15 protein-coding genes are annotated in these 14,084 nt (G+C 31.6%); 4 read left to right on the top strand and 11 right to left on the bottom strand.

Features of this window, described 5'->3' with window-relative positions:
• The first annotated feature begins 26 nt into the window (after window positions 1-26).
• Both AC5SLL_RS01560 and AC5SLL_RS01555 read left to right on the top strand, forming a co-directional pair.
• Window positions 27-1,403 (top strand): aldehyde dehydrogenase family protein, encoded by a 1,377-nt coding sequence (locus AC5SLL_RS01560; protein WP_494586818.1) that lies wholly within the window; start codon window positions 27-29, stop codon window positions 1,401-1,403.
• Between the two features lies 1 nt (window position 1,404).
• Window positions 1,405-2,160 carry an SDR family NAD(P)-dependent oxidoreductase gene (locus tag AC5SLL_RS01555; RefSeq protein ID WP_494586817.1) on the top strand — a complete coding sequence of 252 codons (756 nt, stop codon included), beginning with the start codon at window positions 1,405-1,407 and terminating at the stop codon, window positions 2,158-2,160.
• 47 nt (window positions 2,161-2,207) lie between these two features.
• Here AC5SLL_RS01555 and AC5SLL_RS01550 read toward each other — a convergent pair whose 3' ends face one another.
• The 5 genes from AC5SLL_RS01550 to AC5SLL_RS01530 form a co-directional block, all read right to left on the bottom strand.
• Window positions 2,208-3,284 (bottom strand): type 2 periplasmic-binding domain-containing protein, encoded by a 1,077-nt coding sequence (locus AC5SLL_RS01550; protein WP_494586816.1) that lies wholly within the window; start codon window positions 3,282-3,284, stop codon window positions 2,208-2,210.
• A 136-nt stretch (window positions 3,285-3,420) separates the two neighbouring features.
• The gene (locus tag AC5SLL_RS01545; RefSeq protein ID WP_494586815.1) at window positions 3,421-4,752 is read right to left on the bottom strand and encodes a TRAP transporter large permease; all 1,332 of its coding nucleotides are present in this window, start codon (window positions 4,750-4,752) and stop codon (window positions 3,421-3,423) included.
• Entirely contained in the window at window positions 4,752-5,261 is a 510-nt protein-coding gene (locus AC5SLL_RS01540) for a TRAP transporter small permease subunit (RefSeq protein ID WP_494586814.1), read from the bottom strand. Before AC5SLL_RS01540 ends, AC5SLL_RS01545 begins: the two co-directional genes overlap by 1 nt.
• Window positions 5,262-5,267: 6 nt before the next feature.
• Window positions 5,268-5,462, bottom strand: coding sequence for a hypothetical protein (locus tag AC5SLL_RS01535; RefSeq protein ID WP_494586813.1), 195 nt, complete (start codon window positions 5,460-5,462; stop codon window positions 5,268-5,270).
• Window positions 5,456-6,484 (bottom strand): 2-dehydropantoate 2-reductase N-terminal domain-containing protein, encoded by a 1,029-nt coding sequence (locus AC5SLL_RS01530; protein WP_494586812.1) that lies wholly within the window; start codon window positions 6,482-6,484, stop codon window positions 5,456-5,458. Before AC5SLL_RS01530 ends, AC5SLL_RS01535 begins: the two co-directional genes overlap by 7 nt.
• 80 nt (window positions 6,485-6,564) lie before the next feature.
• Between AC5SLL_RS01530 and AC5SLL_RS01525 the strand changes: the two genes are divergently transcribed.
• Together AC5SLL_RS01525 and AC5SLL_RS01520 are read left to right on the top strand one after the other, a co-directional pair.
• The gene (locus tag AC5SLL_RS01525; protein ID WP_494586811.1) at window positions 6,565-7,902 is read left to right on the top strand and encodes a trimethylamine monooxygenase; all 1,338 of its coding nucleotides are present in this window, start codon (window positions 6,565-6,567) and stop codon (window positions 7,900-7,902) included.
• A gap of 20 nt (window positions 7,903-7,922) precedes the next feature.
• Window positions 7,923-8,297 carry a cupin domain-containing protein gene (locus AC5SLL_RS01520; protein ID WP_494586810.1) on the top strand — a complete coding sequence of 125 codons (375 nt, stop codon included), beginning with the start codon at window positions 7,923-7,925 and terminating at the stop codon, window positions 8,295-8,297.
• Here the strand turns inward: AC5SLL_RS01520 and tmoV are convergent.
• From tmoV to tmoX, 6 genes are all read right to left on the bottom strand, one after another.
• A complete protein-coding gene (gene tmoV, locus AC5SLL_RS01515) occupies window positions 8,294-10,447 on the bottom strand; it encodes a trimethylamine N-oxide ABC transporter permease protein TmoV (protein ID WP_494586809.1) in 2,154 nt (717 codons plus the stop codon). The genes AC5SLL_RS01520 and tmoV overlap by 4 nt on opposite strands.
• Window positions 10,448-10,450: 3 nt before the next feature.
• The gene (tmoW, locus tag AC5SLL_RS01510; RefSeq protein ID WP_494586808.1) at window positions 10,451-11,482 is read right to left on the bottom strand and encodes a trimethylamine N-oxide ABC transporter ATP-binding protein TmoW; all 1,032 of its coding nucleotides are present in this window, start codon (window positions 11,480-11,482) and stop codon (window positions 10,451-10,453) included.
• 64 nt (window positions 11,483-11,546) lie between these two features.
• Window positions 11,547-12,098, bottom strand: coding sequence for a hypothetical protein (locus tag AC5SLL_RS01505; RefSeq protein WP_494586807.1), 552 nt, complete (start codon window positions 12,096-12,098; stop codon window positions 11,547-11,549).
• A complete protein-coding gene (locus AC5SLL_RS01500; protein ID WP_494586806.1) occupies window positions 12,098-12,475 on the bottom strand; it encodes an MORN repeat-containing protein in 378 nt (125 codons plus the stop codon). Before AC5SLL_RS01500 ends, AC5SLL_RS01505 begins: the two co-directional genes overlap by 1 nt.
• 33 nt (window positions 12,476-12,508) lie before the next feature.
• Complete coding sequence (locus AC5SLL_RS01495; protein WP_494586805.1) at window positions 12,509-12,967, bottom strand: hypothetical protein; 459 nt, start codon at window positions 12,965-12,967, stop codon at window positions 12,509-12,511.
• Between the two features lie 70 nt (window positions 12,968-13,037).
• Entirely contained in the window at window positions 13,038-13,943 is a 906-nt protein-coding gene (gene tmoX, locus AC5SLL_RS01490; RefSeq protein WP_494587063.1) for a trimethylamine N-oxide ABC transporter substrate-binding protein TmoX, read from the bottom strand.
• Window positions 13,944-14,084: the final 141 nt, after the last annotated feature.

Genomic DNA, 14,084 nt, shown 5'->3' with positions numbered 1-14,084 from the left:
CTAAAATAATTTTAACTGAAATATTTATGCAAAAAACAATTACACCTATTGATAATACTCTTTATATCGAAAGAAATTATGATGGAGCTAAAATAGAAGAAACTATTAATGGCTCAATGAAAGCTCAAAAAGTGTGGGCCGATCTTGATATTAAAGAAAGAGTAAAACTATTAACAAGCTTTATAGAAGATTTTTTATCAAGAAGTGATCTGATTTGTGAAGAGCTAAGTAGACAAATTGGTAGACCTATTTCTCAAACAGCTGGTGAATTGAAAGGTTTTAAAGAGAGAGCTGATTACATGCTATCTATTGCTGAAAAAAAATTAGTAAATATTGATATAACTAAAGAAGGTAATTTTAAAAGTTATATAAAAAGAAAAGCTCTTGGAGTAGTATTTGTAATAGCACCATGGAACTATCCGTATCTTGTTGCAGTAAACTCTATAATTCCAGCAATGGCAGCAGGTAATTCTGTTATTTTAAAACATTCTGCTCAAACTCCTTTATGTGCTGAACAACTTTACCAATCAGCTAAAAAAATTCTGCCCAAGGATGTTTTTAATTATTTACACTTAAACCATGAGGATAGTTTAAAAATTGTTTCTGATAAACGAATTAATTTTGTTTCTTTCACTGGTTCAGTAAAAGCTGGTTATGATGTTCAAAAAGCAACCCAGAATAAATTTATTGATATGACTTTAGAGCTAGGTGGTAAAGACCCTGCTTATGCAAGATATGATTGTGACTTAGAAAAAACAGTTGAAAATTTGGTTGATGGATCTTTTTTTAATTCAGGTCAATCTTGTTGTGGAATTGAAAGAATTTATGTTGATGAAAAAATTTATAATAACTTTTTAGAATTATTTGTTTCAAAAACTTATAATTACAAACTTGGAAACCCTTTGGAAAAAGAAACTAATTTGGGACCTGTAGTTAAATTGTCAGCTGCTGATTTTATTTTACAACAAATGAATTCTGCAATTAATAAAGGTGCTAAAAAAATGATTGATGAAAATAAATTTACATTTCCAAAAGAACATAAAAATTATTTAATTCCTCAAATTTTAACAAATGTCACTCATGAGATGAGTTTTATGACTGAAGAAACTTTTGGACCCTGTGTTGGAATAATGAAAGTTAAAGATGAAAATGAAGCTATTAAATTAATGAATGATAGCCCATATGGTTTAACTGCTTCTATATGGACAAAAGATATTGAGATTGCTGAAAAAATTGGTAATCAAGTTGAAACAGGCACTTTCTATATGAACCGATGTGATTACCTTGATCCAGCATTATCTTGGACGGGCGTTAAAGAAACTGGAAAAGGCTGTTCGTTATCAGAGGTTGCTTATGAAAAATTAACTTCTCCAAAAAGCTTTCACCTAAGAAAAGAACAATAAAATGAAATTAGATTTTAAAGGTAAGACCGCTGTAATCACTGGCGCAAGTGGTGGCATGGGTTTAGAGATTTCCAAGAAATTATCTCAAAATAATATTTCAGTTTTGATGTTAGATCTTAAAAGTCCTAGTAAAGAGTTTCTAAATAATTATAAAAAATGTGAATTTAAAAAAGCTGATGTTACCAACTTTAAAAAATTAAAGTTATATATCGACAGTTTTTATAAAAAACACCAAAGATTAGACTACTTAGTTAATACAACTGGTGTTCTTTGGTTTGATAAAGATATTTCAGCAGTAAATATAGACTCAAATGTTTGGGATAAAGTTTTTGAAATAAATCTAAAATCTATGATGTATCTTTCAAAAATTATTGTGCCTAAAATGATTAAAAACAAATTTGGTTCAATGGTACATATATCATCTATTGATGCATTATCAGGTGATGACAAACCACAGGATGCTTATGGGGCGTCAAAAGCAGCAATGATAAGACTTTCAAAGTCTTTTGCTATTCAATTTGCATCAAATAAAATTAGATCAAATATAATTTTACCAGGGCCAATAGATACTGGCATGCAGATTAGATGGAAAAAAAATCCTAATGCAAAGAAAAATTTAGAAAAATTTATTCCATTAAATAAAGTGGGTAAACCTGAAGATATTTCAAATGCTTCTTTATTCCTATTAAGTGACCAAGCAGGTTATATTACTGGAACTGAATTGATTGTTGATGGGGGTCTTACGGCTAAGCCGTAGTTATTAACTTTAGGCGCCTCTTTCTTGAGGCGCCTAAAAAATATTTATTATCTGTAAGGGTATCCAGCTTTTTCCATTGTGCTTGCATACAACTTAAATGCATCCACAACTTTTTTAGCTCTTGGACTAATACTTGAAGTCTCATCCCAGAATGCTTTAGAGTCGTTTACAACTTTAGCCCATTCATTATCAGGAAGACTTGTTAGTTCCATTTTTTTCCCATTAACACGAAGATCAGCTTCTCCACCCCAATACCAAACTTGTCTATAATAATGAGAATCATTAATAGACATTCTGTAAAGTGCTTGAAGTTTTGGACTTAATTTGTCCCAAGCTTTTTGATTGGCAAAGTAAGATCCAAACCATGCTCCTGTAACAGAGTTAGTTAATGCATACTTACAGATATCAGCCCAACCCACTTCATATGCCTCAGTAAACCCGCACCAAGCAACACCATCTAGTTCTCCGGTTTGCATAGCAACTTCAACATCATCCCAAGGGACCGTAACTGGTATTAGACCATATTGCGCTAAGAATTTTCCAGCAGTAGGAACACCAAAAACTCTTAAGCCTTTCATGTCTGCAAGAGAAGTAACTTTTTTGTTTACAGTGAAAAGATGACATGGATCCCAAGCACTTGTGCTCAACCATTTAACACCTTTAACCTCACTATAAGCTTCATCCCAAATTTCATTTAAACCATAATATTTAAATAAAGCTGGAACGTCTAAGCTGTATCTTGTTGCAAATGGAAAATATCCACCAAACACTGAGATATCAACTGGTGATCCCATTGTAGCATCATCACTTTGCACGGCATCAAGTGTACCTGCTTGCATAGCTCTGAATAGTTCATCGGTAGGAACCAATTGATCTGCATAATACAGTTCAATTTCCATTTCACCATAAGCTGCTTTATTAAATGCTTCAATTTGTGGTTTGATAACATGTGCACCAAGTGGAGCTCCAGAATATGTTTGAAGCCGCCATTTAATTGGGTTTGATGCTGAATAAGCATAGGGTGCCTTAACAACACTTGCCCCTGCTACACCAAAAGTTAACAAGCCAGCTTTCTTAATAAACGATCGCCTCTTACTTGTTATTATTTTTTTTTCTTTTTTCATTAACTCTCCCTATTAGTTAAAAAGTATTCTTAAAGCCTATTATAAAAAAAATTACGATTAAACCAAAAAATGAAATATTTTTTTGTATTAAATGATAATCTTTTCAACTTTAAAACCTAAAGTTGTATTATTATTTTTATAAGTACTTATTTGGAAGATAAGTTGCAATTTGAGGAAAAACCATAACCAAAATTAATGCTAAGAGCATTACCAGGAGAAACGGTGTAATAGATCTATAAATATCAGATAAAGTTATTTCTTTTGGTGCCATTGCTCTCATAAGAAATAAATTATAGCCGAATGGAGGGGTCATATATGCAATCTGACATGTGATTGTGTAAAGAACACCGTACCAGATTGGATCGAATCCTAATGAGATAATTAGAGGTACGTAAAGTGGCGCCACTATAACTAACATCGCCGTATCATCTAAAAACATTCCCATAAATATATATGAAAGTTGCATCATAATTAAAACTCCCCAAGGAGTTAAATGCCATCTTTCTATAAATAAAGTTTCAATTGCACGCGCAGCACCAAGGCCATCAAATACCGCTCCAAAACATAGTGCAGCTAATATTATCCACATAAACATGCAGGAAACGCCAAGAGTTTTTCTAAGTGTTGTATCAAGAACTTTTCGGGTAAATCTTTTTTTGTATATGGATGCTAAAGTTGCAAGTAAAGCACCTACAGCAGCACATTCAACTAAACTTGCTATACCCATTAAGAATAATCCAGTCATAGACATGAATATTACAAATGGAATTATTCCAGCTGTTAAAAGTTTTAGTTTTTCTTTAAATGGAATATCTCTTTCTTTTTCGCTTAATACTGGACCTAACTCAGGTTGAAGACGACATCTTACATAAATATAAATTATAAATAAAGTAGCCATTAAAAGACCTGGTAAAAGTCCTGCAAGCCAAAGTTTACTTACTGGTTGACGTGCGATCATTCCATAAAGAACCATTACAACACTTGGAGGTATTAAAATTCCTAACGAACTTCCTGCTTGAACAACACCAGTAATCATTCTTTTATCATAATTACGTTTTAACATTTCAGGGAGAGCAATAGTTGCCCCTATAGCCATACCAGCAACACTTAATCCATTCATAGCTGAGATTCCAACCATCATGAACATTGTGCCAATTGCTAAACCTCCTTTTATTCCACCAAAAAATACATGAAACATTTTATATAAATCACTAGCAATACCTGACTCCGAAATCATAAAACCCATGTAAATAAAAAGTGGAAGTGTAAGCATTGGATACCATTTAAAAAGTTTCCATGTAGCCGTATATGGCATTTCGATAGCTCCATTTCCCCAAACCAATAATGCTGAAATAACAGCTACAAACCCAATTGCACCAAATACTCTTTGACCAGTAAACATCATTGCCAACATCGTTATAAACATAAACAAGGCAATAAATTCATAACTTAGATATTGAGCTAACATTATATTTTAATATTTTTAATTTTTGCAATGTCTTTAATCAACATTGAGAAAGCTTGTAATAACATCAAAAGTATACCTAATAACATCAAAGATTTTATTGGCCAAAGATAAGGTGCCCATGCAGTAAAAAGTTTTTGTTTATACTCTAATGTATATTGTAAACTTGAAATAGAGCCATAAAGGAGAATTACTAAGAAAAAAATCAAAAAAATACTAGTAAAAATATCCATTTTAGCTTTTCCTTTTGTTGATAGTTTTCCATAAAATAAATCCATTCTAACATGGTCGTCTGTGATCATAGAGTACCCACCACCAAGCAAATAATATGCAGTAAGAGTAAATTGAGCCATCTCTATAATCCACATTAAAGGGTAATTGATTATGTTTCTTGTAACGAAAGATAGTATTAAAAGAAACATCATAAAAAAAACACCATACATTACAAATCTGCCAACTTTGATACAAATGTTATCTATTATATTTACATAAATTGAAAATATTTTTGGCATAAATTTCTAGTTTTTATTTTTTTTTATTTCTTCTTCACAAAATTTTTTAGCTTCATCAAGATCTGTAATCTTTGATTTAGATAATTTTTGACTTCCAGCTAAACAGGCATCAACTGCTCTTTTAAGATTGTGGTCACTAAAGTTCAAAATAACCACCATTCCAAGCACTATAAAAACAAATATTAAAATATTTTTTACCATTGAATTTCTAATTTTTTATTTTCACAAATAGTTTTTAACATACTAAACATAAGTGGGAAGTCCTTTTGATCAAGTTCTTCTAAAATTTTTGGTCCAATCTCTAAAGCAAGTTGTGCTCCTTCAACTGTAATATTTTTCATAAACTTTTCTTTAGCATCTTTATAAAGATAGCCTTCTCCTAAATATTTACCCATTAAACTATTTCTTCCACCTATTGCACTGACATATAAATCACCCAAGCCAGCTAGACCATAAACTGTATCTGTTTTGCCTCCATAGTAAGAAACAAATTCTACCATCTCAGAAATTGATCTATGAATTAATGAAGCAGATGTGTTTAAATAATACTTAGATTGAATTTCTTTTGAAGCTTTAGAGTTACTCAATCCCTCAGAAGCCCCAATCAACATTGAATATATATTCTTAATTGCACCAGCTAATTCTACACCTGTTAAATCATCTGAAGTTTCTGTTGAGTAATAATCAGTTGATATAAATTTTTTTAGTTTTTCAGTTTCTTTAATGTTTGGATTTGCAATAACTGTGCCTGTTCTCATTTTATTTGCAAGACCAGCTGCCAAACAGGGACCTTTAATCGCTGAAACATTTACTTCAGTTTGACCTTGATTTTTTAGAAGTTTTTTAATTTTATCTGAAAGTGTTATTAATTCATTATCCTCTATGGCCAAACCTTTTGTTAATAAAATAATGGGAATATTTTTTTTATAATTTTTTGATATTTGATTAACAAACCATTCAATTCCTATAGAACTAACTCCAGCAACAATTATATCTACCTTATCTTCAAGTATTGATCGTAATTTTTCAAATTTTTCTACCTTCAATTTTGATGGTAATTCAATATTTAAAGCTGGATGGAAATTATTATTTAATTTAATTTTATTTATTAAATCATCTTCTAAATGTGTGCCAACAAGTGTTACTTCATTCTGGTTTTCAAGGCATGGAACAGCGAATGCTGACCCCATTGCTCCAGCACCAATAATAATAATTTTTTTCATAATACTGTATTTTTTTATATTAATTTTTAGCATTTTGTTGATAAAGTACAGTTATAAATTTATTAGGGAGAGGTGATTTTATGACAAAAGTGGCAATTATTGGTGCTGGACCTTGTGGTTTATCTGCTTTGAGATCTTTTGAACAAGCTGAAAAAAAAGGTGAAAAGATACCTGAAATAGTTTGTTTTGATAAACAAGAAGATTGGGGAGGCTTATGGAATTACAGTTGGAGAACAGGTTCTGACCAATACGGAGACCCTGTACCTAACAGTATGTATAGATATCTTTGGTCAAACGGTCCTAAAGAATGTCTAGAGTTTGCAGATTATTCATTTGATGAACACTTTGGAAAACCAATTCCATCTTTTCCACCTAGGGAAGTATTGTACGATTATATTTTAGGTAGAGTTAAAAAAGGAAATTTAAAAGATAAAGTCAAATTTAATACGTCTGTTACCAATGTTTCTTATAATGGTAAAAGTTTTGAAGTTTCTTATCGAGATAAGATAAATAATAAAATTTTAAAAGATATATTTGATTATGTGATTGTATCAACAGGTCATTTTTCAGTCCCATTCATTCCAGAATACCCAGGAATGAAATCATTTCCTGGAAGAATAATGCATTCTCATGACTTTAGAGATGCAGAAGAATTTAGAGGAAAAAATGTTGTTGTTTTGGGAAGTAGTTATTCTGCTGAAGATGTTGCTCTTCAGTGTCATAAATATGGAGCAAAAAGTGTAACCATAGGCTACAGACATAATCCAATGGGATTTAATTGGCCTAAAGGAATGAAGGAAGTTTTTCACTTAGATAGACTTGAGGGCAATAAAGCAATTTTTAAAGACGGTCATGAACAAGAAACAGATGCTGTTATTCTTTGCACTGGCTATCTTCACCATTTCCCCTTTTTATCTGAAGATCTTAAACTTAAAACTAACAATAGATTGTATCCACCAAAATTATATAAAGGTGTTGTTTGGCAAAATAATCACAAACTAATGTATTTAGGTATGCAAGATCAGTTTCATACCTTTAATATGTTTGATTGTCAGGCTTGGTATGCGCGAGATGTTATAATGGGAAAAATAAAAATTCCAAATGACTCAGAAATTGAAACGGACATAAATAAATGGGTATCGATGGAAGAAAAATTAGAAAATCCAGACCAAATGATTGATTTTCAAACTGAATATACCAAAGAACTCCACTCTTTATCTGATTATCCTAAAATTGATTTTGAATTAATCAGAAAACATTTTAAAGAATGGGAACATCATAAAGTTGAAAATATTATGACTTATAGAAATAAATCTTTCTCTTCACCGGTAACGGGTTCTGTTGGACCAGTTCATCATACACCATGGGAAACTGCAATGGACGACTCTTTGAAAGTTTTTTTAGATCAAAAAAAATAAGTATTTGATGTTTAATTTATATGATATTTGTAAAAAACCTTAAATCTGTCTCTGATCAAGATTGGACAACCACGGATAAATACCCGGGAGTGAGATGGAAATTTTTAATTGATAAAGATTTTGATGGGAGTTCTGGACTATCACTTGGTTATGCTGAAATAGCACCGGGTGGTGATTTAACTCTTCACTATCATTCTCCTGATGAAATATATGTGATTACAAATGGCAAAGGTATATTAAATAAATCAGGTGATTTAGAAAAAATCAAAAAAGGTGACGTTGTATATATTGGTGGAAATGAAAAACACGCTTTAAAAAATAATGGAAAAGAAACTTTAGAATTTTATTGGATTTTTCCAACAGATCGTTTTTCAGAGGTTAAATATCTAAGCTAATTTAACCCAAGGTGTTTCTTTCGCTGATCAACCCAAGTTCTAATTAAGTTATCAAATATCAAGCCAATAAAGGCAACGCAGAGTCCTAGTGTTAATCCTATACCCGCTCCATTTTTGTCCGACAAGGCCTTAAGAATATATTGACCTAAATCTTCTGTTCCAATAAATGCACCGATAATCACCATGAATAGAGCAAATACTATTGTTTGATTTAAACCAAGCATCATATGAGGAAATGCTAAAGGAAATTCTATTTTGAATAATCTTTGAAATTTTGTTACACCCGACATTGTTGCTGCATCATGTAAGGCTGCAGGAACACTTCTTAATCCCTCAATGGTATACCTTGTTGCAGGAATAGTTGCGTAAACTATTACCGCAATCAATACCGACGTATCTGTTATTCCAAAAAGCATCATTACAGGTATTAAATATACAAATGATGGAAATGTTTGAAAAATATCACAAACTCCCAACATAAAACTTGCTGAATTTTTATTTTGAAAACACAAAGTGCCGACTGTAAATCCAATTATACAAGATATGACAACTCCAAAGGTTGCCATGTAAGTTGTAACTAAAGCTCTATCCCACCATGGACTTAATGCTATAAATAATGTTAATCCACAAACAATTAAAGCAGAACGAATGCCACCTATTATATATCCTGCACCAACAACCAAAACTAATGTAGCTACAGCAGGCATTCTTAAATATAAAGCACGCATCGGCTGAAGCACATCTACAATTAACCAAGTATTAAATGCTTTTATATATACGAAGAACGTATCAAAAATCCAATCAACACCTTTGTTCCAAAAATCAGCTGTCGATATTCCTTTGTTATGTGGAATTTCAAAAAGATAGTTAAAACCTTCTTTAAAGTAAAAAGATCCAATGTATGCAAATACAATCCCTAATATTATAGCTACAACAAAAAAGAATATATTTTTATGACGTTGAAAAAAAGTTAAGTTTCCAAAATAATCAATTTGTTTATTAGCCCAAGCTAAAGACATTTTGTCTAACAAGATTGCAATCAGGCTTATACATAATCCAGCTTCTAACGCTAATCCTATGTTTAACTGATTTAAAGCTAGTAATAAATTAAATCCTAAACCTTTTGCTCCTATAAAAGCTGAAATAACAGCCATAGAAAAACACACCATGATAACCTGGTTAACTCCAATTAATATATCTCTTCTGGCTGTTGGAATTAATACTTTAGACATCAGTTGCCAATTACTACATCCGCTCATTTTACCTGCTTCAATAACCTCTGGGGATATACCTCTAAGACCCAATAAAGTTAGTAGTATCATTGGCGGTACTGCAACAACCATAGTTATAATTACAGCCGCATGATCACCTACTCCAAAAAGAACAATTGCTGGAACTAAAACTGCATATTGAGGCATAGTCTGCATTACCAAAAGTATTGGATATAAAGCTTTCTCAACTCGTTTACTTTTAAATGCTGCAATCCCTAGACCCAAACCAAAAATAAATGATAAAGGTGCTGCAACTAATATAAAAGAGAGTGTTTGCATCGAAGGTTTCCATTGACCAAAAATGGAAATATAAATCATGACTAAAGCAGCAAATAACGCAAGACCCTTACCACTAAGTTTATAAGCTAAAATTGTTGCCCCTGCTGCCACGATTGTCCATGGTAACCCTGGTAATTCTGCCCAAGGATTAGCGTCAATCCAGTCCCAACTAGAAATTGCAACAATAGTATTAAGCCCACCTAACAAAAACTCTCTTATTAGCTCAATAAGAAAAGTCATAAAAGAAGTTAAATTTCTAGTGATTTGCAGCACTAAGGGTCGAGTTTTAAACTCTTGAGTATCTTCATTCCAAAACTCCATTGGCATCCACTCATTCATTAAGAAAAATAAAGAGTCATTTATCCAAATAGGAAGCCACCCTAGAAGTGGGGGCAATCTCCAAAAAACATCAAATGCATAGTATCTTACCTCTTTACCAAATAAGACGTATGAACTTTGGTTAGGATCTTTAATAAATTCTGCTTGTCCTCTAATAAAATTGTATGTTTCGGGAACATCAATAGCAAAACATAGTGCAAAAAATACAATTAATAAAAATAACCACTGAAATAATTTGGGATATTTTTTAATAAATTCCATATTTTAATTGTTATTTTTACGTCCTCCAAAAACTGTATTAATTATTTTTGATGGATTAATAGAACCTACAATTTGATTATTTTCATCTACTACAGAAACTGTTTTTTCTTGAGTTAGAATTTTTTCTGCTACATTTTCAATAATTTCATCTTTTGAAACTTTTAAATCACTTAAATTTTCTTTTGTAATTACGTCCATTACATCTTCAATTAGCAAAACTTTTTCTCTAGGGACTTCTTCAGTAAATTTTCTTACATATTCTGTTGCGGGATTTAAAACAATATTGGCTGGTGTGTCTAATTGTTCAATAATACCGTCCTTCATAATCGCAATTCGATCCGCTAGTTTTAAAGCTTCATCAAAATCATGAGTAATAAACATTATTGTTTTTTGTAATTTTCCTTGAAGTCTTAAAAACTCGTCTTGCATTTCTTTTCTTATTAATGGATCTAACGCTGAAAAAGGTTCATCTAAAAACCATATGTCTGGTTCAACAGCTAATGATCTGGCGATACCTACTCTTTGTTGTTGACCTCCTGAAAGTTCTCTTGGAAAATAGTTTTCTCTTCCATCAAGACCAACTAATTTTACCATTTCCATTGCTTTACTAATACTATCTTCAATTTTAATTCCTTTAATTTGAAGTGGAAAAGCAATGTTCTCTACAACTGTTTTATGGGGTAATAGAGCAAAGCTTTGAAAAACCATTCCCATTTTATTTCGTCTTAGTTCAATTAGCTCTTTATTGTTAAGTTGAAGTAAATCTTGCCCTTCAATAAAAATTTTTCCACTTGTTGCATCTGTTAATCTAGAAATACATCTTAATAAAGTTGATTTACCTGAACCAGATAAACCCATTACAACTAACATTTCTCCTTTTGAAACTTCAAAAGAGGCATTATTAACGCCTACAATACATCCATTATCTTGAAAAGTTTTTGCATCTACATTGCCATTAGATTCATGAAGCATTTTTTTGGCATTTTCTCCAAAAATTTTATAAACGCCTTCACATTTGATTATTGGATCGGACATAACTTGTAATTAGGTTATACGAAATTAAGATAAATTAAAATCGATATAATTATTTTTTTCCTCCTTAAAAATTTTTTATATAATAAACTCTTGTATCAATTCCTGTGCTTAAAAAACTTAAAGCTTCACCACTAACAGTAATTGTTTCGTTGACACCAACGTTTTCTCCACTCACTACAAATCCTGCAAAACATTTATTCTTTTCTTTGTCCCATTTTACAAATGTATCACTTATTTGATTACCATTCATTGTGTACAGCTCATGTGCTCTAAAGTTTAAAAAATTTGCTCCCATTATTGCACGTTGTGGAATAAGCTTTGTAGCATTACAAACTTTCTCATAAACTTCATCAGTTAGTCTAAAATGATCAGTCCCATCAAAATATACTAAAATTCCTGAAGGAAGACTTGAAATTAACTTGTCTAGTTTTCTTGTTTCAGCAACTCTTTCTTCCTCAATTTTCATTTTTGCAACAAGCTCGTCTCCTTCTCCAAAAATGTTATTCAAGATAGCAAAAAATAAAATTACAATTATCATTACGAGTGTCAAACCAGCAAATTCTTTGATAGTATCTGGCAACTCTTTTATTTTATGTAAATAATTTTCTTTTAACATTACTCTTGTAACTTTCCATTAATCCATGTTCCTGATTTTTGTTTTCCATCAGCCCAAGTAAAAGTACCTTGGCCGTTCATAAAACCTTTTTTCCATTCACCTTCATATGTTGAGCCATCAGGAAAACTTAGAGTGCCTATGCCACTCCACTCACTATTTTTAAATTCTCCTTTATAAATATATCCATTTGGCCAGGTTTCAGTTCCTTGACCATTTTTTTTTGTTTCTACCCACTGGCCCTCATATGTAGTTTTGTCAGTGTAAATCCATTTCCCATAACCATTTTCACAATTTCCTTCTTTACATCCTGTGCTACGTGCTAAAGCAGAAGAAACAAATAATAAACTTATAATCAAACTTATCAAAAAATTTTTCATATTTATATCTTACACAAATTGATTAAAAAAAAATCAGACTTTTTCCCTCTTCTTACAAGAATAAAAAGTAATATCCTTTTCAGAATTTTCACTTTTAATATTTTTTGTAATTTCATGAACTAGCTCACCTGTTTTTCTATTAATAATGCCTGACTCTGAATAGTTAGAATCTTTATCAATTGCTTTAAATAAAATTATATCTTTATTCACAACTTTAACATTAAGTTTTAAAATTTCAGAGAGAAATGATGACAATCCATTAATATCAAGATTTTCAGGTTGTTGTGATTTAATTTCAAATTTACTTAAATCTTTTTCTTTCAAATCTTTGGCCAAAAATACTTGATAGTTATATTCTGAATTCTTTATTATTTTTTTTTCTAATTCACATTTAAAAGTAAGATTTACATTTTCTTGTATATTAATATTTTTTGCAAATGACTGCTTAAAGAATAATAAACTTATTAATATAACTAAATAATATTTGAACATGAAATCTAAATTAAAAAAAATCCCCCCCAACTTTGTTGGGGGAGATTTATAAATTTAATTGTTATTTACCTTATTTGGTAAATGGTTTCCAAACTGACTCATTGTCAGCTAACCATTTTTTGGCAGCATCTTCGTGAGTCATTTTGTCAATATCAACTAAAGCAGCCATTGCTCCAATGTGACTTGTAGTGAATGACATTTTTTTGAAAGCTGCAGCTGCACCTGGATGAGTTTTTGGAAAATCCTCATGCACTGCTTTTTTCAAATAACCATCTGGAGATCCGCATTTTCCATCTCCACCATCTTCTGGTCTACAACCAGCTGTATAAGGAGGAAAGTCTATAAATGTAAAACCAGCACCATCTGTAAAGTTTGGTGTCCAGTTAAAAATAATAGTTCCTCTTCCTTCTTTTTCAGCTGCTGATAATTCAGCCCAAAGTGCATCAGCACTTCCAGCGAATTTAACCATCCAAAGATCACCTAATCCTAAAGCGTCTACTCTTTGAGGAATTAAGTCACCATGCCAAGTTTGAGGACCTTCTAACATACGTCCTTTTCCACCTGAATCAGGTGTTACAAAGTTTTTGGCACAGTCTGGATTCTTTAAAGCTGTCCAGTCTGGTAAACCTGGGCATAATCCTTTGTCAGCAACCCAATTAGGATAACCCATATCCTCAAGTGTTCTTGCCTCGTGATCACCCCAATCTAACACACCACCTTTATCTAAAGCAGTTGTAAATGATTTACCAAATGCAGACTCCCATACCTCGTGAGAGATGGTTACGTCTCCAATTCTGATTGACTCGTAAACAGCTTGTGAGTCAGCATTAACATAACTCACGTTGTTTCCCATACTTTCAAAAATTCCACCAATAACGTAAGCCATTACAATTTGGCTTGACCAGTTATGTGTTGGAATTACTATAGGGGCACTGCTATCGCCTGATTTCTTAGCAGTTTTATCTCCTCCACCCATGAAGAAAACTAAACCTGCAATAACAATTATTACACCGATTAATAACGGTAATTTATTTTTCATTTTTTCTCCCTCTATTAATTTAATTTTAATTATGTTCTTAATTAAACTTCTAGTCAACTCATTTTGATTATATTATGC

It is taken from the genome of Candidatus Pelagibacter sp. PS_43, assembly GCF_059417795.1.
The sequence above is the reverse complement of the archived record's forward strand: the minus strand, read 5'-3'. Positions and strand labels throughout refer to the sequence as shown.